Source organism: Amycolatopsis sp. NPDC000009, assembly GCF_055563465.1.
In genome coordinates, this window is sequence record NZ_JBVHDI010000014.1 from 182,563 (window position 1) to 199,204 (window position 16,642).

Genomic DNA, 16,642 nt, shown 5'->3' on the forward strand with positions numbered 1-16,642 from the left:
CGCGGCATATCCTGGTGCCTGTGAACTGGACAGTGGACGTTCCCGTCGACACGCTCCCCGAACTGCCTCCTCTGCCGCCCGAGCTGCGTGACCGGCTCGACGACGCGCTTTCCCGGCCCGCCGCGCAGCAGCCCGAATGGCCGGACGCCGAGCTGACGAAGCGCGTGCGCGGCGTGCTGGAGAGCGTGCCGCCGATCACCGTCCCCGCCGAGATCGACCGCCTCTCCGACCGGCTCGCCATGGTCGCCCGCGGCGAGGCGTTCCTGCTCCAGGGTGGTGACTGCGCGGAGACGTTCGAGTCGAACACCGAGCCGCACATCCGCGCCAATCTGCGCACCCTGCTGCAGATGGCCGTCGTCCTCACCTACGGCGCGAGCCTGCCGGTGGTGAAGGTCGGCCGGATCGCCGGCCAGTACGCGAAGCCGCGTTCGGCGTCGACCGACGCGCTCGGCCTGCCGGTGTACCGCGGCGACATCATCAACTCGCTCGTCGCCAAGCCGGAACTCCGCGTGCCCGACCCCGGCCGGATGATCCGCGCCTACGCGAACGCGGGCGCCGCGATGAACCTCGTCCGCGCGCTCACCGGCGCCGGCATGGCGGACCTGCACCAGGTGCACGACTGGAACAAGGACTTCGTGAAGTCCTCGCCCGCCAGCGAGCGCTACGAGGCGCTGGCCTCGGAGATCGACCGCGGCCTGCGGTTCATGTCGGCCTGCGGCGTCACCGACACCTCGCTCCAGTCCACCGAGATCTTCGCCAGCCACGAAGCGCTGCTGCTGGACTACGAGCGCTCCATGCTGCGGATGGACCGCGCGGACGCGGCGAACCCCAAGCTGTACAACCTGTCGTCGCACTTCCTGTGGGTGGGCGAGCGGACCAGGCAGCTCGACGGCGCGCACATCGCCTTCGCCGAACTGCTGGCCAACCCGATCGGCCTCAAGATCGGCCCGACGACCACGCCCGAGCAGGCCGTCGAGTACGTCCGCCGGCTCGACCCCCGCAACGAGCCCGGACGGCTGACGCTGATCGCCCGGATGGGCAACGGCAAGGTGCGCGAGGTGCTGCCCGCCATCGTCGAGAAGGTCGAGGCGTCCGGGCACAAGGTCATCTGGCAGTGCGACCCGATGCACGGCAACACGCACGAGTCGTCGACGGGCTACAAGACCCGGCACTTCGACCGGATCGTCGACGAGGTGCAGGGCTTCTTCGAGGTGCACCGCAAGCTCGGCACGTACCCGGGCGGCATCCACGTCGAGCTGACCGGCGAGGACGTCACCGAATGCCTCGGCGGCGCGCAGGAGATCTCGGATCTGGACCTCTCCGGCCGCTACGAGACCGCGTGCGACCCGCGCCTGAACACTCAGCAGTCGCTGGAGCTGGCGTTCCTGGTCGCGGAGATGCTGCGCGGCTGACCGGCTCGACCTAGCGCGTGAAGGCCCCCTTCCCTCGGCTCAGCCGAGGGAAGGGGGCCTTCACGCGCTTCAGTGAACAGTGTCGAGCAGGCGCGAGGCCGACTTGAGCACGCCGTCCCGCAGCGAACCCACGTCGGAGACCGCCGCCCCGTTCGCCTGAAGTCCGATGTGGACCGAGTCGCGATAGGTCGCCACCGCGATCCCGATCGCCTGCCGCGGCGCCAGCGGCACGAACGGGTACACGCCGGAGACCTTCGCCCCGTCGAGGGTGAGCCGGTTGGGCGGCACCGGCACCGTGGTGATCACGAGGTCGAACAGCAGCGGCGCGGCCAGCCCGGCGGCCTTCGAGCCGAGCCGGTGCAGCATCGGCGGCATCCGGTCGGCGAGCAGCGGGAACGCGCCCGCGCCCCGGGCCGGGCCCGCCGCCTTGTTCCGGCCCATTTCGCGCTGGACGGCCAGGAGCCGCTCGACCGGATCGTCGAGGCCGACCGGCAGCTCGCAGAGATAACCGGACAGCTTGTTCCCGCCGAGCTGCTCGGCGGAGCGCCCGCGCACGCTGACCGGGATGAGCGCCCGCAGCGTCCGGTCGTCGGCACGCTGGCCGCGGTTGATCATCCAGTCGCGCAGCGCGCCGCTGAGGATCGCCAGCACGACGTCGTTGGCGGTCCCGCCGTGGGCCCGGCGGATCCGCCGGATCTCGGCGGTGTCCAGCCGGACGAGACCGAGCCGTCGTTCGGTCGACGGCGGCGCGCTGATCGGCGACAGCGGCGAACGGGTCGCGCGGACGACCGAAGAGGCGATGCCTGCCTGGGCCAGCGTCGAACCGACGGCTTCCTTGACGGCGTCCACAGGGGAGCGAGGCGCGGGCGGCCCGGTCCCGCTGTGCGGACGCCTCGGTGCACGGGGGAGTGCGTCGAGCAGGCCGACGGCGACGGCGTACGCGCCCGCCCCGTCGGTGAGGGCGTGGTGCAGTTTCAGCAGCAACGCGAACTCGCCGTCCGGCAGGCCGGTGACGAGATGCAAGTCCCACAAGGGTTTTCCGGTGTCGAGCGGCCGTCCCATCCAGTGCGAGGCGTAGGCGGAGAGCGGGTCCGGCTCGTACAGGGAGCTCAGGTGGTGATGTGAAATATGTTCACTGGCAAGGAAATCCGGGTCCTCGGCCCAGGTGGCGGCGCCGGGCGGGAACAGCGCGGTGCGAGGTCGCTGACGCAGCTTGGGGAGCCGGGCCGCCCGTTCGGCGAGCAGCGCGGTCAGCTCGCGCGCGTGCACCTGCCCGTGCGGGCGGAAGGTGACCACCGCCCCCATGTGCATGGGCGTCGTTTCGCTTTCCAGGCAAAGGAAAGCGACATCGAGTGCGCTCAGCTGCAGGCCTGACATCAGTGACCTTTCTCGGTACTCCGGCGATGGGCACAACTGCACCAGCCTGACATGACGGGCGGGTGGTCGTCATGTTTCCTCGGCGCTAACTACCGCTGGTTTCACTCGAACGATGGGATCGCGTTCGGACATGGACCACGGCTCTGCGACAGATGGTGGACAGTGCGTCCCGGGGTAACTCGTTAGCGGATCATCCGAGGAAACCGGCAGACTGCACCACCATGACCGACGAACCGAAGCGCCCCGAACCGCCGCTCACCGGCGACGAGCGCACACAGCTGAACGGCTTCCTCGACTTCCTCCGCGCCACTGTCGTGTGGAAGTGCTCCGGCCTCACCGACGAGCAGGCCAGGCGGCCGCTCGTCCCCAGCGAACTGACCACCGTCGCCGGTCTCCTCGGGCATCTGACCCTCGTCGAGCAGTACTGGTTCAACGTGGTGCTCAACGGGCAGGAGGACGTCTGGAAGGAGGCACTGGAAGCCGATCCGGACGCCGAATTCCGGGTCGCCATGCAGACCCCGATCGAGCAGTTGCTCGCCGCCTACGAGGCCGAGTGCGAGCGGAGCCGCAAGATCGTCGAGGCGATGGGGCTGGACGACGAGGTCCCCTTCCGCGGCGATCGCAAGGTCAACGTCCGGTTCGTGGTCGCGCACATGATCGAGGAGACCGGCAGGCACGCCGGCCACCTCGACCTGTTGCGCGAACTGACGGACGGTCTCACCGGGGAGTGACGCGGCGCGGGGGCAGCGGGAAGAACCCGCTGGTCCGCTCGACGTACGCCGCGTATCCCGGCCGTGAACGCCGCAAACCCTTCTCCAGCAAAGGTTTTCCGGTCCCCCTGGCCAGCGTGTACGTCATCGCGATCGGCGACAGGATCGTCGCCGCCCCCACCCAGCTCGAACACGCCAGCAGATACAGGCCCCACCACACGCACGCGTCGCCGAAGTAGTTCGGATGCCGGGTGTAGCGCCACAGCCCGCTGTCGAGCACCTTCCCCTTGTTGCCCGGGTCGGCCTTGAAGCGCCGCAGCTGCTCGTCGCCGATCGTTTCGAACCCGAAACCGACCAGCCACACCGCGACGCCGAGCCACGCCGTCACCCCGAAGGTGCCGCCGTACATCGCGAACTGGACCGGCAGGGAGACGAACCAGAGCACCACGGCCTGCACCAGGTACACGCGGACGAACAGCTTGAGCGCCGGATTCTCCCCGGCGTTCTCGGCCATCCGCACGTAGCGCGGGTCTTCGGGCAGCTTGTGATTGCGCAGGTGGAGGTGGACGCCGAGGCGCACGCCCCAGACCGCGGTCAGTAGCGCGGTGACCACGCGCAGCGCGACCGACCCGTCCCCGAGGGGCGCCGCGACCAGCGCGACGAGCGCGAAGCCCGGCCCCCACAGCGTGTCGACGGTGTCGTACCGCTTCCGCCACCGCGCGATGCCGAAGGTGACGACGAAGGCCAGCAGCGTCGCGCCCGCCGTGATCGCGAGAGTCCCACCGAGAGGCATCAGGACCACTCCCGGGTGGCGGGCATCGCGCTCAAGCCCTCGTCGGATGAACGGACCGCCAGGATCTGGTCGACGCCCATCCGGTTCTCCTCGAACGCGAGCGCCCCGCCGACCAGGTACAGCCGCCAGACCCGCGCACCGGATTCACCGATCAGTGCCACGACGTCGTCCCAATTGCCTTCGAGCGTCTTTTCCCATGCCCGGACCGTACGCACGTAGTGCTCGCGCAGCGCGTGGACGTCGCGGATCTCGAACCCGGCGGCCTCCAGATGCCCGAGTGTGCGGCTCAACGGCCGCATCGTCATGTCGGGGGCGATGTAGCGCTCGATGAACGCGCCGCCGCCGGGGGCCACCGCGCCACGGGACATCTGCTGCAGGACCAGCCGTCCGGTGGGCTTGAGCATCCGGTACAGCGTCCGCGTGTACTCGGGGTAGTTCTCCTCGCCGACGTGCTCACCCATCTCTATGGTGGCGACCGCGTCGAACGGCTCGTCGGCCAGCTCGCGGTAGTCCTGCCGCCGGACCTCGACCCGTTCCTCCAGATCGTGCTGGGCGAGCCGGCCGCGGACGTGTTGCCGTTGCTCCGCCGACAGCGTGATCCCGACGGCTTGGACGCCGTGGTGCTTCGCGGCGTGCACCAGCAGCGAGCCCCAGCCGCAGCCGACGTCGAGCAGCCGCATCCCTGGCCGCAGGCCGAGCTTCCGGCAGATCAGCTCGAGTTTGTCCCATTGGGCCTGCTCGACGCCGTAACCCTCCTCGTCGGAGGTCCAGTACCCGGTCGAGTAGGCCATCGATTCGTCGAGCAACAGCTGGTAGAAGGCGTTGCCGAGGTCGTAGTGGTGCGCGATGGCCGACTTGTCCCGGAGGAGGCTGTGCAGCTTCCCGGACAGCCGGGCTTCCTCGGCGGGTGGTCTGGGCGGCGGCCCGACGACGCCGAGGCCCACCGCGATCCGCAGCGCTTCGGCCCATTCGCGCGGGCCGAGCTTCGCGCCACGCGCGGCACCCGATCGGGTCAGTGCCCAGATCCGGCGGAATCCGTCGGCGAGGTCGCCTTCGACGTCGAGATCACCTGAGACGTACGCCCTGGCCAGACCCAATTCGCCGGGTGAGTAGAGGAGACGGCGGAGGGCACGGCGGTTGCGGAGAACCACGGTCGGGGCATCCGGCGGACCGGCGCGTACGCCATCCCAGGTACGCAGGCCGACCGGAAGGGAGCCGCCGAGGAGCCGCTCGGCGAACGGGACTAGGCGGGACGCGGGACTGTTCGGCATAGTCGTCATTCGCTCCCGGACCGGAAAGGGATGGGTCGGATGCCGCGCCGGTTCACGAGATCCAATCCTCGCCCGATCCGGCTCCGAATGCTTCACGTGCAAACCAAAGGTCGACGCATCGGGGTCATCGGCAGTGGCGTGGCCGGTCTCACGGCCGCGTACCTGCTGCAACGCCGCTACGAGGTACTGCTGTTCGAAGCCGACGACAGGCTGGGCGGGCACGCGCACACCCACGACGTCCCGAGCGCGCACGGCGGCACCGTCGGCGTCGACTCCGGGTTCATCGTGCACAACGAGCGTACCTATCCGAACCTGCTCCGCCTCTTCGCCGAACTGGGCGTCGCCACCCGCGACACCGAGATGTCGATGAGCATCCGCTGTGACGGCTGCGGTCTCCAGTACGCCGGCGCCAAGGGTCTGACGGGGCTGTTCGCGCAGCCGCGCAACGTCGCACGGGGCCGCTACCTGCGGATGCTCGCCGACGTCAAACGCTTCCACCGGCACGCGAAGCGCGTCCTCGAAGCGCCCGAGGCCGGAGACGTCACCCTCGGCGCCTTCCTCGCGATCGGCGGGTACACGAAGTACTTCGTCGACCACTTCATGCTCCCGGTCGTCTCGACCGTCTGGTCCGCCGACCGCACCGACACGCTGAGGTACCCCGCACGGTACCTGTTCGAGTTCCTGCGCAACCACGGGATGCTGTCGGTCGGCGGGTCACCGAGGTGGCGCACCGTCGTCGGCGGCTCGCGCGAGTACGTCCAACTGGCCGCCAAGCAGCTGACGGCCGTACACCTGTCGACGCCGGTCCGTTCGGTGAAGCGCACGGCCCGGGGCATCGAGGTCCGCGACGACGCCGACACGCGGCACCGGCTCGACAAGGTCGTCCTGGCCACGCACGCGGACCAGGCGCTGAAGCTGCTCTCCTCGCCGACCGAGGCCGAGCGCGAGGTCCTCGGCTCGTTCCGGTACTCCAGCAACGAGGCGTGGCTGCACACCGACACCGGCGTGCTCCCGACGGCGGATTCGGCGCGCGCGGGCTGGAACTACGCCACCCCGTTCTGCGGTGCCGGCCACGGCGCGGTCCAGGTGTCCTACGACATGAACCGCCTGATGCGGCTCGACGAACCGACCGGCTACGTCGTCACGCTCAACCCGGGCACCGTGCCCGAAGCCGGTTCGGTGCTGGCCAAGATGACCTACGAGCACCCCGTCTACACCCCGGAATCCGTGGCCGCCCAGCGTCGCCTGGCCGAGCTCGGCGACGACACGGTCGCCTTCGCCGGCGCGTATCACGGCTGGGGGTTCCACGAGGACGGCTGCGCGTCCGGCGTGCGCGCGGCCGAGAATTTCGGGGTGCGCTGGTGACCGTCATGGCCGTGCTCTACGACTCCACGGTGGCGCATGTCCGGCGCGACGACCCGCCGATGTCGTTCGCCCACCGGATCTACCTGTGGTTCGTCGACCTCGACGTGCCACCGAAGCTCCCGTGGTGGCTGCGCCCCTTCGCCCGCTTCGATTCGCGAGACCACTTCGCACCCGAGGACACCTCCAGCATCAGGTCCAAATTGGACCGCTGGCTCGCGGCGCGCGACGTCGACCTGCGCGGCGGCCGGGTGCTGATGCTGGCCGGGGCACGGATGCTCGGCCACAACTTCAACCCGATCACCCTGTACTGGTGCCACCGGCCCGACGGGGCGCTCGAATGCGTCGTCGCCGAGGTCCACAACACCTACGGCGGCAGGCACGCGTACCTCCTGCGACCCGACGCCGACGGGAACGCCTTCGCGGACAAGGAGTTCTACGTCTCGCCGTTCCAGCCGATGGACGGCGAGTACCGGATGGAGGTGCCGCGGCCGGAGTCGCTGCTCTCGGTCAAGATCGCCCTCCGTCGTGACGGGCGGACGCCGCTGACCGCGTCGCTGCGCGGTGTGCGGCGGCCCGCCACCGCCAAGTGGCTGACGCACATGCTCGTCACCCGTCCGCTCATGCCGCACCGGGTCTCCGCGCTGATCCGGCGGCATGGCGTCAAACTGTGGTTGAAGAAGGCTCCGATCACCCAGCGGACGCCGCAGACGGCCGGAGGCACGCTTGATGGATGAATCGGCACGCCCGCGCCGGATGGCGCCCGTACCCCATGAAGGCGAACCGGCCGGTCCGACGGCCGAGGATCTGCTCGTCCGGGTCGCGAAGGGCGACGAGCGCGCCTTCGACGCGTTGTACGACCAACTCGCCGGCCCGGTCCTCGGTCTCGTGCGCCGGATCCTCCGTGACGCCGCGCAGTCCGAAGAGGTCACGCAGGAGGTCATGGTGGAGCTGTGGCGGACGGCCACGCGCTACTCCCCGGAGCGGGGGAGCGCGCTGAACTGGGCCATGACGCTCGCGCACCGCCGTGCCGTCGACCGCGTCCGCTCGGCGCGCGCCAGTTCGGATCGCGAGGTCAAGGCGACCTTCGAGGCCGCCCGCGCCCGGCCCTTCGACGAGGTGGCCGAGGCGGTCGCCGCCCGATGGGAACAGTCGCAGGTACGCCGCTGTCTCACGAGCTTGACCGAGTTGCAACGGGAATCCGTGCTGCTCGCCTACTACCAGGGTTATACCTATCGCGAGGTCTCAGAGGTGCTGCAGACCCCGCACGGAACCATCAAGACCCGGCTCCGGGACGGCCTGATCAGGCTCCGGGACTGTTTGGGGGTGACGGCATGACCATGCCCGAGATGCACACGCTCACCGGCGCCTACGCCGTCGACGCGCTGTCCGATGTGGAGCGTGCCCAGTTCCAGCGGCACCTCGCCGAATGCGCGTCGTGCGCGCAAGAGGTCCTCGAACTGCAGATGACCGCGACCCGGCTCGGTGCCGCCCTGGCCGAGGACCCGCCGCCCGAACTCAAACGCCGCGTGCTCGCCGAGGCGATGGCGACCAGGCAGCAGCCGCCGATGACGCGGTTCGGCGGCGGGGAGCGCGTCAAGGACCGGCGTCGCGCCCCGCGCTGGGCGATCGCCGCGGTCGCGGCCGCGGTCGTCGGGCTGGCTGGCACCGCCGTGTTCGGCGGGATCGCCTACGACAACCACTCGCAGCTGACCGCCGCGCGGGAGCGGGCGGCGGAGTACGCGGACCGGTACGCCCCGGTCGCCGACGTCCTTTCGGCCGCCGACCTCCGGACCGGGCACGCCGAGACCTCGGCGGGCGGCGGCGGGACCGTGATGATGTCGCGCGCGAAGGACCGGCTGGTGTTCATGGCGACGCAACTGCCGAAGAACGAACCGGGCCGGACCTACCAGGCCTGGTTGATGTACCCGGGCACCGCGCCCAAACCCGCCGGGCTCATTCCCGGTGGTCAGGACGGTGCGCTGCTGGTCGCCGAAGGAATCGGCGGCGCCGAGAAGTTCGCGCTCAGCGTCGAACAGGCGGGCGGATCACCGACCGGGACGCCGTCGAAGGACGTCGTCATGGTCATGTCCATGCCGACCTGATCTTCGCCTTTACCAGGCCGCCGTTCGCCGCCGCGACCGGGTCTCGCTCTTGCGCCCGCGAACATGTTGTGGCAAAACACCTTTGCGACACACGGCGTGGCTACTGGATTCGAGCCAGCCTGGTGCATACCGTCCTGCTTCAACGTCGGCAGTTGACATAACTCTCAATCTGAACTTCAGCTCGAGGGTTCGGGACAGGCTCAGCGACCGGCGGGCAGCACGAGCACACACGATCAGGAAGGCGGCTCCGATGACGCCCCCGCACAACTACCTTGCGGTGATCAAGGTCGTCGGTATCGGCGGCGGCGGAGTGAACGCCGTGAACCGCATGATCGAGGTCGGCCTCAAGGGTGTCGAGTTCATCGCGGTGAACACCGACGCTCAGGCACTGCTCATGTCCGACGCCGACGTCAAGCTCGACATCGGCCGGGAACTGACCCGCGGCCTCGGTGCCGGCGCCGCCCCCGAGGTGGGGCAGAAGGCCGCCGAGGACCACCGCGAAGAGATCGAAGAGGTCATCAAGGGCGCCGACATGGTGTTCGTGACCGCGGGCGAGGGCGGTGGCACCGGCACCGGTGGCGCGCCGGTCGTCGCCCAGATCGCCCGCAAGCTCGGCGCGCTGACCATCGGCGTCGTCACCCGCCCGTTCACCTTCGAGGGCAAGCGCCGCAGCAAGCAGGCCGAAGAGGGCATCCAGCAGCTGCGCAACGAATGCGACACCCTCATCGTCATCCCGAACGACCGGCTGCTGCAGCTGGGCGACATCGGCGTCTCGCTGATGGACGCCTTCCGCTCGGCGGACGAGGTCCTGCTTTCGGGTGTCCAGGGCATCACCGACCTGATCACCACGCCGGGTCTGATCAACCTGGACTTCGCCGACGTCAAGAGCGTCATGTCCGGCGCGGGCTCCGCGCTGATGGGCATCGGCTCGGCGCGCGGCGAGGGCCGGGCGATCCAGGCGGCGGAGAAGGCGATCAACTCGCCGCTGCTGGAAGCGTCGATGGACGGGGCGCACGGCGCGCTGCTGTCGATCGCGGGCGGCTCGGACCTCGGCCTGTTCGAGATCAACGAGGCCGCTTCGCTGGTGCAGGAATCCGCGCACCCCGACGCCAACATCATCTTCGGGACGATCATCGACGACTCGCTCGGCGACGAGGTCCGGGTCACCGTGATCGCGGCCGGTTTCGACGCGGGCACCCCGACCCACAAGAAGCTCGACCCGCCGGCGTTCGGCTCCCGCTCGAACTCGACCGCGTCCGCGCAGGCCGGTCAGGTCAACGGCGGCGGGGCGACCCCGGTGCAGAGCCCGCCTTCGGGTGCCACGCCGGTGCCGTCGACCGGTTCGAACGGCTACCCGGTCGCGCCGCCGCGCACCCACACGCCGATGCCGTCCGCCCGTAACGAGGGCAACGGCTCGATGACCGGCGGGCTCCCGCAGCCCGGCGGCGGTTCGCGCGGCTACTCGCCGATCGGGTCGAACTCGAACCACGGCAGCCTGCCCGGCCGCGCCACCCCGGTGCACGACGACCCGTCGGACGACGAGGTCGACGTTCCCCCGTTCATGCGGCGGTAGTTCTCGCCAGTACGTTCCGTGAAGGCCTCCTTGACTACAGTCGAGGGGGCCTTCACTCAGGTCTAGGAGGAAACGCGTGCGCGTACGGCGGGTTGTCACGACAAGGGCGGGCGGGGCTTCCCGGCCGCCTTACGACACCTTCAACCTCGGTGATCACGTCGGTGACGACGCGGGCGACGTCTACGCCAACCGCAAGCGTCTCGCCACCGAACTCGGTCTCACCGAGGACAGGCTGGCGTGGATGGAGCAGGTCCACGGCCGGACGGCCACCGTCGTCGACGGTTCGGAGACCTCCGCCGCCGAAGCGACCGACGCGCTCGTGACCGCCGAGCCTGGCCTCGCGCTCGTGGTGCTCGTCGCCGACTGCGTACCGCTTCTGCTGGCCGACGCCGAAGCCGGTGTCGTCGCCGCCGTCCACGCTGGCCGCGTCGGCGCCAGGGTCGGTGTCGTCCCCGCCGCGGTCGAGGCGATGCGTTCGCTCGGCGCCGAACCCGCCCGCACCGAAGCGCTGCTCGGTCCCGCGATCTGCGGCGACTGCTACGAAGTGCCCGCCGACATGGCCGCCGACGTCGAAAAGCATGTGCCGGGCAGTGCCTGCAAAACCCGCAAGGGCACGCCGGGGCTCGACCTGCGCGCCGGGCTCTGGCGGCAGCTGGCCGACCTCGGCGTCGGCAAGATCGGCGTCGATCCGCGCTGTACCAACGAAGACAAGACCCTCTTCAGCTTCCGTCGCGACGGCACCACGGGCCGGATCGCGGGCATCACGTGGCTGGACGCGTCGTGAGTGACACCCGCAAGGGGGAACTCGCCGCCTCCCTCGCCGAAGTGGAAAAGCGGATGGCCGCCGCGTGCGAGGCCGCCGGCCGGGCTCGCGACGAGGTCAAACTGCTCGCGGTCACCAAGACCTTCCCGGCGCTCGACGCCGCGCTGCTCGCCGACCTCGGCGCACTCGACCTCGCCGAGAACCGCGATCAGGAGGCGGGCGCGAAGGCCGAAGAGGTCGCCGGTCTGCGCCCGGACGCCCGGATCCGCTGGCATATGGTCGGCAGTCTCCAGCGGAACAAGGCCAAATCCGTCGTGCGCTGGGCGGACGAGGTCCAGTCCGTCGACTCCGAGCGCCTCGCCGAAGCGCTCGCGAAGGCGACCAAGTCGGCGCTCGATTCCGGGCAACGCGAGCACCCGTTGGACGTCCTCATTCAAGTAAGTCTCGATGACGATCCGAAGCGCGGGGGCATTCGGTTGAGCGAAGTGAGCCATTTGGCGGAGCGGATAGCCCATGTGGGTGATATTCGCCTCCGAGGGCTTATGGCGGTGGCGCCGCTGGGTATTGATCCCGCGGAGGCGTTCGGGAAACTCGCTCGTGCGTCGGAGCGTCTACGGGAAGAACACCCAAATGCCCGTGAGATCTCCGCCGGAATGAGCAATGATCTCGAGCAGGCGATCACGCACGGCTCGACCTGTGTGCGTGTCGGAACCGCGTTGCTCGGTGGGCGCGGTTTAGCCTCGCCCTAGGGAATACCGTCTCGTCGTTACGGGGAGTGGCGGCGAGGGCGGGGGAGTACGGTGCGGGACGCGGCTAAGGCTAGGGAGAGGCATGAGCGCGCTGCAGAAGCTGAAGGCCTACTTCGGGATGGTGCCCGCGGACGAAGACGGCTACGACGTCGAGGACGACTACCGGCGAGGCTACGCCTCCAAGGACTATGCCGACGACGAGTACGACTACGACGACGAGCCACCGGCCCGGTCGCGGGGTGGACGCTACCGGGACGTCGATGACACGTATGACGAGCCTGCGCCCCGGCCTCGGTCACGCTCCGTGGCCAGCCCGGAGCCTGCCGTCCACGGAGCGCTGGCCATGGACCGCCAGCCGGAGCCGGTCGCGCGGCTGCGGCCGGTCACCGAGCCGGTGCGTCCGCCGGTGCGTGACCCGTTGAGCCGGATCACGACGCTGCACCCGACGAGCTACGCGGAAGCGCGGGCGATCGGGGAGCACTACCGGGAGGGTATCCCGGTGATCATGAACCTCACGGAGATGGAGAACGCGGACGCGAAGCGTCTCGTCGACTTCGCCGCGGGGCTCGCTTTCGCGTTGCGCGGATCGATGGACAAGGTCACCAACAAGGTGTTCCTTCTCTCACCGCCCGATGTGGATGTCACCGCGGAGGACCGCCGGCGGATCGCCGAAGGCGGATTGTTCCTGCGCGGCTGATCACCCGGTGACCGCTGAGCGCAGCCGGATGTGATTTTGTCGACTCATCGCCATCCGCGGCCCGTCAACTGCGTCTTTTGACGCGAGGCATGGCAGAGTGGTTACGTGAATGCTGTGTTGCTGGTCGTCTGGTACGTGCTGTTCGCCTTCTGGCTCCTGCTGACGGCACGGATCGTCGTCGAACTCGTGCGTGCTTTCGCTCGCGAGTGGCGTCCTGCCGGAGGGGTTGCGGTAACGCTCGAGACCATCTACACAGTGACCGACCCACCGGTTCGTCTGTTCAGACGAATCATCCCGACCGTACGAATCGGCGGCGTCGGACTGGACTTATCGATTATGGTGCTGCTGTTGGTTGTGTTCTTCGCGATGCAGCTGGCAACGCCAGGGTGATTTTCGGGGAAGCCCCGGTGGACCTGCAGGCCATGGAGTGCGTGAGGTGATCTGATGTCGTTGACCCCCGCTGACGTGCATAACGTCGCGTTCAGCAAGCCGCCCATTGGCAAAAGGGGCTACAACGAGGACGAGGTGGACGCGTTCCTCGACCTGGTGGAGACCGAGCTTGCCCGGTTGATCGAGGACAACAACGAGCTGCGGCAGCAGGTCGAGCAGCTCGACAACGAGCTCGAGACCACCCGTGGTGAGCTCGAGAACGCCAAGGCCGGCGCCGTCGGCCCGCCGCCGCAGGTACGCGACGAGCCGTCGCGCCGCCTGGCGCCGGTGCCGCCGCCGCAGTCGGCGATGGAGCAGACCCAGGCCCACTCGATGGTGCCGGACAACGGGGAGCCCAACGTCCAGGCCGCGAAGGTGCTCGGGCTGGCGCAGGAAATGGCCGACCGGCTCACCGCCGAGGCCAAGACCGAGTCGGACGGCATGCTCGCCGAAGCCCGGACCAAGTCCGAGCAGCTGCTGTCGGACGCGCGGTCCAAGTCGGACTCGATGGTGAACGAGGCGCGCACGCGCGCCGAGACGATGCTGAACGACGCGCGAACCCGTGCCGAGACCCTGGAGCGCCAGGCGCGCGACAAGGCGACGACCATGGAGCGCGAGGCTCAGCGCAAGTACACCGAGACCATGAACAACATGAACGCGGAGAAGGGCTCGCTGGGCAAGAAGATCGAAGAGCTGCGCACGATCGAGCGGGAGTACCGCACGAGGCTGCGCGGGTTCCTCGAGTCCCAGCTGCGTGAGCTCGACGACCGTGGTTCGGCCGCTCCCGCGTCGGCGTCCTCGTCGAGCTCGGGGCAGTCTTCGTCCTCCGGTGGCGGACAGGGCTACTCGTTCGGTCCCCGGGCCGAAGCGGGCTGATTCTTTCTACCCAGTGGAACGGCCTCGGCACTCTCCGGAGGGTCGGGGCCGTTTCGCTTGGCCCTCGTGTTGTAATTCACCGTGCTCTACATCGTCCTGGTACTGGTACTGGCGGCTCTGGGGCTGCTCGTCGCGGCGCTCATCACCGCGAACTCCCTGTGGGCTTGGATTTCCATCGGTGTCTCCGTCGTCGCGGGGTTGCTGCTCCTTTTCGACCTGCTGCGCCGCCGGAAGAAGCGTGCGGCCCCTGCTGAAGAAGCGCCCGAAGACACGTCCTCGTCCGACGAGTCCGAAGAGGACGAACCCGCTGAGGGTGCGGAAAAGAAACCCGAGGACGCCGAGCAGACCGTCCTGATGCCCGCGGCCGGTGAACTGGGCGACGCGGAGGACACGCCAGAGCCTCGAGCTGAAGGCGACCCCGGCGAGGAGAAGAGCGATCCCGAGGACGTGGCGGTCGTCTCCGAACTCGAGGTCGAAGTAGTCGTCGTCGACGAGTACCCGCGCTATCACGTGACCTCTTGCACGTGGCTCGAAACCCGGGACACGATCCCGCTCGGCATCGGTGAGGCGCGGCAGCTCGGGTTCACGCCGTGCGCGCTGTGCACGCCCGACGCCGTGGTCGCCGGACAGCACCGCGAGAAGGCTTAGAGCTTCTGGGCCGCTTCGCCGACCACCACGACGTCGGCGGCGATCATGTCGAGCACCAAGCGTTGTTCCTCGTCCGCGTCGCGCGGCACCGGGATCTCCGCTGTCTCATCGGTCCCGAGGGTGCGGGCCGCCTCGCCGACGGCGTCCGCGACTCCGGCCGAACCCGGCCGCAGCAATAGCGACGACGCCGTGACGGACAGACCCCGCAAGGCTTCGGCCGCGTTCTCCATCGCCTCCCGCTGGCCGGGGGCGGGTTCCTTGGTGCCCGGTTCCGCGGCGAGCAGACCCTGGTGCGCGACCGTGGCCGCGCGGAACTCGCGGCCGAGCGTCCGCGGGTCGACGTCCTCGCCGCGCAGTTTCCGCGCGACCGAGCCGAGTAGTGCGCGAGTGGCGGCGACGGCGCTCTCGAACCGTTGCGCCGGACCGGGTTTCGGCACGCCGGGGATCGCGGCGAAACCGAACAGCAGGGCGATGGCGGCGGCGAGGACCATCAGGAGCAGGTACTCGACGAGTACGTAACGCGGGTCGAGATGTCTGGTGGTCGCGTTCATGCCGACCGACATCAGGACCATGCAGCCGTTGAAGATCGCCGGACGCGTCCGCATGTCCGAGAATCCGCCGAGTAGCGCGACGAGCCCGATCGGCAGCAGAAACCCTTGTGGCAGAAGCCAAAGAACGAGAGTGAGCACGACGGCGCCGCCGAGCGAGCCACCGATCCGCTGCCAGGCCTTGCCGAGGCTGTCCCGCCATTCCGGTTGCATGATGGCGAAAGTGCCGAGCAGGAACGACACGGTGAGCGGGTCGCCTGGCCGGAAACTCGCGACCACCAGCGCCAGCCCGACCCCGAGCCCGCAGCGGAGCGCGTGCCGGAACTGCGCCGACCGCCACGAGAACGCGCCACTCAACTCGATCCGGCGCAGTTCTTTGCGGAGTCCTTTCGGAACGTCCACACGCGACTCGTCGCGTCCGGCCGCCGCGGCCCGGATGGTTTCGAGCGCCTCCCAGAGCGCGGTGACGAGCCTCGCCGTGGCGCCCGGTAATCCGGCGGGTTCCTTGCGTCGCACCGGTTCGACTTCTCCCGGTGCCGCCGGGCTCCGGACGGCGTCGGCGAGCCTGGCGGCTTCCTCTCTGGCGGCGTCGAGCGTTTCGCCGATTTCTTCGCTGCCGAGCCGTTTCCCGCGGATCTCCAGTAACCCGATGGCCGCGCGGTAGCGGAACATGCCACCGAGGACCCGGCCGGTCCAGCGACGAGGCCGGTCCGCGAGCCAAAGCCTCGCCGCGCGTTCCTGCGTTTCGGACGCGCCGGTCGCGAGCGCGTCGGCCAGCGCGTCACGGGTCGGCTTGGCCGGATCCTTCGCGCCCATCAACGCCCGCAACAGGATCACGACGCCCACCGCGAGCGCGGGCGCGCCCAGGATCTGCCCCGCCGACGCCGTCCCCGTCAGCTGGAAGCCGTACCCGAACAGCGACGCCATCCCGAGCCCCAGCCCGACCGTGACGAACCGGGCCCCGAGCACGGGCATCAGCCCGGCGACGACCACGATCGCCACCAGCAGCCCGATCGCCGCCCACTGCGACACCTCGCCCAGCAACCGCGGCACTCCGACCGCGAGGATCAGCGCGGGCGCGAACCACGCCAGCAACCGCAGATCCGCCCAAAGCGGCCCGCCGGCCGCCGCCATGAGACAGAAGAGCGCGGTGAGGGCCGCCAGGACGGCCGCGTTGCCCAGTCCCAGGAGGAATCCGAGCCCACTGACGCCGCCGAGGACGACCAGCAGGACGAGGAGGAGTCCGGGCCCTTTCATCGGGCCCCGCAGATCGGCATACCCGTCAACCTAGAGGCGGTGGCGGGGGCGGCAACTCGGGGCCTGGGTGGT

The 16,642-nt window shown here is 69.4% G+C and carries 17 protein-coding genes; 13 read left to right on the forward strand and 4 right to left on the reverse strand.

Annotated elements, in window-relative coordinates; translation table 11 throughout:
• Positions 1 to 20: 20 nt before the first annotated feature.
• Positions 21 to 1,412, forward strand: coding sequence for a class II 3-deoxy-7-phosphoheptulonate synthase (locus ACZ3HL_RS30835; RefSeq protein WP_034319228.1), 1,392 nt, complete (start codon positions 21 to 23; stop codon positions 1,410 to 1,412).
• Between the two features lie 69 nt (positions 1,413 to 1,481).
• On the opposite strand, the gene ACZ3HL_RS30840 is transcribed toward ACZ3HL_RS30835, so the two are convergent.
• The gene (locus tag ACZ3HL_RS30840) at positions 1,482 to 2,789 is read right to left on the reverse strand and encodes a wax ester/triacylglycerol synthase family O-acyltransferase (protein WP_465535010.1); all 1,308 of its coding nucleotides are present in this window, start codon (positions 2,787 to 2,789) and stop codon (positions 1,482 to 1,484) included.
• Between the two features lie 221 nt (positions 2,790 to 3,010).
• On the opposite strand from ACZ3HL_RS30840, the gene ACZ3HL_RS30845 reads away from it, so the two are divergent.
• Positions 3,011 to 3,520 (forward strand): DinB family protein, encoded by a 510-nt coding sequence (locus ACZ3HL_RS30845; protein WP_465535011.1) that lies wholly within the window; start codon positions 3,011 to 3,013, stop codon positions 3,518 to 3,520.
• On the opposite strand, the gene ACZ3HL_RS30850 is transcribed toward ACZ3HL_RS30845, so the two are convergent.
• Both ACZ3HL_RS30850 and ACZ3HL_RS30855 read right to left on the reverse strand, forming a co-directional pair.
• The gene (locus ACZ3HL_RS30850) at positions 3,507 to 4,292 is read right to left on the reverse strand and encodes a DUF1295 domain-containing protein (protein WP_465535012.1); all 786 of its coding nucleotides are present in this window, start codon (positions 4,290 to 4,292) and stop codon (positions 3,507 to 3,509) included. The two genes, ACZ3HL_RS30845 and ACZ3HL_RS30850, sit on opposite strands and share 14 nt — an antisense overlap.
• On the reverse strand, positions 4,292 to 5,563 hold the full coding sequence (locus ACZ3HL_RS30855; protein WP_465535013.1) for a class I SAM-dependent methyltransferase: 1,272 nt from the start codon (positions 5,561 to 5,563) through the stop codon (positions 4,292 to 4,294). Before ACZ3HL_RS30855 ends, ACZ3HL_RS30850 begins: the two co-directional genes overlap by 1 nt.
• A gap of 87 nt (positions 5,564 to 5,650) precedes the next feature.
• On the opposite strand from ACZ3HL_RS30855, the gene ACZ3HL_RS30860 reads away from it, so the two are divergent.
• From ACZ3HL_RS30860 to ACZ3HL_RS30910, 11 genes are all read left to right on the forward strand, one after another.
• Positions 5,651 to 6,928: an NAD(P)/FAD-dependent oxidoreductase gene (locus ACZ3HL_RS30860; protein WP_465418728.1), complete on the forward strand. Its 1,278-nt coding sequence runs from the start codon at positions 5,651 to 5,653 to the stop codon at positions 6,926 to 6,928.
• 5 nt (positions 6,929 to 6,933) lie between these two features.
• The gene (locus ACZ3HL_RS30865) at positions 6,934 to 7,662 is read left to right on the forward strand and encodes a DUF1365 domain-containing protein (RefSeq protein WP_465535036.1); all 729 of its coding nucleotides are present in this window, start codon (positions 6,934 to 6,936) and stop codon (positions 7,660 to 7,662) included.
• Positions 7,655 to 8,263, forward strand: a complete 609-nt coding sequence (gene sigK, locus ACZ3HL_RS30870; protein WP_465535014.1) for an ECF RNA polymerase sigma factor SigK — start codon at positions 7,655 to 7,657, stop codon at positions 8,261 to 8,263. Before ACZ3HL_RS30865 ends, sigK begins: the two co-directional genes overlap by 8 nt.
• Positions 8,260 to 9,030: an anti-sigma factor gene (locus tag ACZ3HL_RS30875; RefSeq protein ID WP_465535015.1), complete on the forward strand. Its 771-nt coding sequence runs from the start codon at positions 8,260 to 8,262 to the stop codon at positions 9,028 to 9,030. The genes sigK and ACZ3HL_RS30875 overlap by 4 nt, the downstream gene beginning before the upstream one ends.
• 250 nt (positions 9,031 to 9,280) lie before the next feature.
• On the forward strand, positions 9,281 to 10,603 hold the full coding sequence (gene ftsZ / locus ACZ3HL_RS30880; RefSeq protein ID WP_126733686.1) for a cell division protein FtsZ: 1,323 nt from the start codon (positions 9,281 to 9,283) through the stop codon (positions 10,601 to 10,603).
• 76 nt (positions 10,604 to 10,679) lie between these two features.
• A complete protein-coding gene (pgeF, locus tag ACZ3HL_RS30885; protein ID WP_465418721.1) occupies positions 10,680 to 11,387 on the forward strand; it encodes a peptidoglycan editing factor PgeF in 708 nt (235 codons plus the stop codon).
• Positions 11,384 to 12,115 (forward strand): YggS family pyridoxal phosphate-dependent enzyme, encoded by a 732-nt coding sequence (locus tag ACZ3HL_RS30890; protein ID WP_465418719.1) that lies wholly within the window; start codon positions 11,384 to 11,386, stop codon positions 12,113 to 12,115. Before pgeF ends, ACZ3HL_RS30890 begins: the two co-directional genes overlap by 4 nt.
• Before the next feature lie 82 nt (positions 12,116 to 12,197).
• Complete coding sequence (locus ACZ3HL_RS30895; protein ID WP_465418717.1) at positions 12,198 to 12,812, forward strand: cell division protein SepF; 615 nt, start codon at positions 12,198 to 12,200, stop codon at positions 12,810 to 12,812.
• 114 nt (positions 12,813 to 12,926) lie between these two features.
• A complete protein-coding gene (locus ACZ3HL_RS30900) occupies positions 12,927 to 13,202 on the forward strand; it encodes a YggT family protein (RefSeq protein WP_005155180.1) in 276 nt (91 codons plus the stop codon).
• Between the two features lie 54 nt (positions 13,203 to 13,256).
• A complete protein-coding gene (gene wag31, locus ACZ3HL_RS30905) occupies positions 13,257 to 14,117 on the forward strand; it encodes a DivIVA-like cell division protein Wag31 (RefSeq protein WP_063270983.1) in 861 nt (286 codons plus the stop codon).
• An 81-nt stretch (positions 14,118 to 14,198) separates the two neighbouring features.
• Entirely contained in the window at positions 14,199 to 14,765 is a 567-nt protein-coding gene (locus ACZ3HL_RS30910) for a hypothetical protein (protein ID WP_465418714.1), read from the forward strand.
• Here ACZ3HL_RS30910 and ACZ3HL_RS30915 read toward each other — a convergent pair.
• Positions 14,762 to 16,570 (reverse strand): FUSC family protein, encoded by a 1,809-nt coding sequence (locus ACZ3HL_RS30915; RefSeq protein ID WP_465535016.1) that lies wholly within the window; start codon positions 16,568 to 16,570, stop codon positions 14,762 to 14,764. The genes ACZ3HL_RS30910 and ACZ3HL_RS30915 overlap by 4 nt on opposite strands.
• Positions 16,571 to 16,642: the final 72 nt, after the last annotated feature.

What these genes read in the sequence shown, in the direction of transcription:
- ACZ3HL_RS30840 (WP_465535010.1), bottom strand. Translation starts at nt 2,789, where the DNA reads ATGTCAGGCCTGCAGCTGAGCGCACTCGATGTCGCTTTCCTTTGCCTG.
- ACZ3HL_RS30845 (WP_465535011.1), top strand. Translation starts at nt 3,011, where the DNA reads ATGACCGACGAACCGAAGCGCCCCGAACCGCCGCTCACCGGCGACGAG.
- ACZ3HL_RS30850 (WP_465535012.1), bottom strand. Translation starts at nt 4,292, where the DNA reads ATGCCTCTCGGTGGGACTCTCGCGATCACGGCGGGCGCGACGCTGCTG.
- ACZ3HL_RS30855 (WP_465535013.1), bottom strand. Translation starts at nt 5,563, where the DNA reads ATGCCGAACAGTCCCGCGTCCCGCCTAGTCCCGTTCGCCGAGCGGCTC.
- ACZ3HL_RS30860 (WP_465418728.1), top strand. Translation starts at nt 5,651, where the DNA reads ATGCTTCACGTGCAAACCAAAGGTCGACGCATCGGGGTCATCGGCAGT.
- ACZ3HL_RS30865 (WP_465535036.1), top strand. Translation starts at nt 6,934, where the DNA reads ATGGCCGTGCTCTACGACTCCACGGTGGCGCATGTCCGGCGCGACGAC.
- sigK (WP_465535014.1), top strand. Translation starts at nt 7,655, where the DNA reads ATGGATGAATCGGCACGCCCGCGCCGGATGGCGCCCGTACCCCATGAA.
- ACZ3HL_RS30875 (WP_465535015.1), top strand. Translation starts at nt 8,260, where the DNA reads ATGACCATGCCCGAGATGCACACGCTCACCGGCGCCTACGCCGTCGAC.
- ftsZ (WP_126733686.1), top strand. Translation starts at nt 9,281, where the DNA reads ATGACGCCCCCGCACAACTACCTTGCGGTGATCAAGGTCGTCGGTATC.
- ACZ3HL_RS30895 (WP_465418717.1), top strand. Translation starts at nt 12,198, where the DNA reads ATGAGCGCGCTGCAGAAGCTGAAGGCCTACTTCGGGATGGTGCCCGCG.
- wag31 (WP_063270983.1), top strand. Translation starts at nt 13,257, where the DNA reads ATGTCGTTGACCCCCGCTGACGTGCATAACGTCGCGTTCAGCAAGCCG.
- ACZ3HL_RS30915 (WP_465535016.1), bottom strand. Translation starts at nt 16,570, where the DNA reads ATGAAAGGGCCCGGACTCCTCCTCGTCCTGCTGGTCGTCCTCGGCGGC.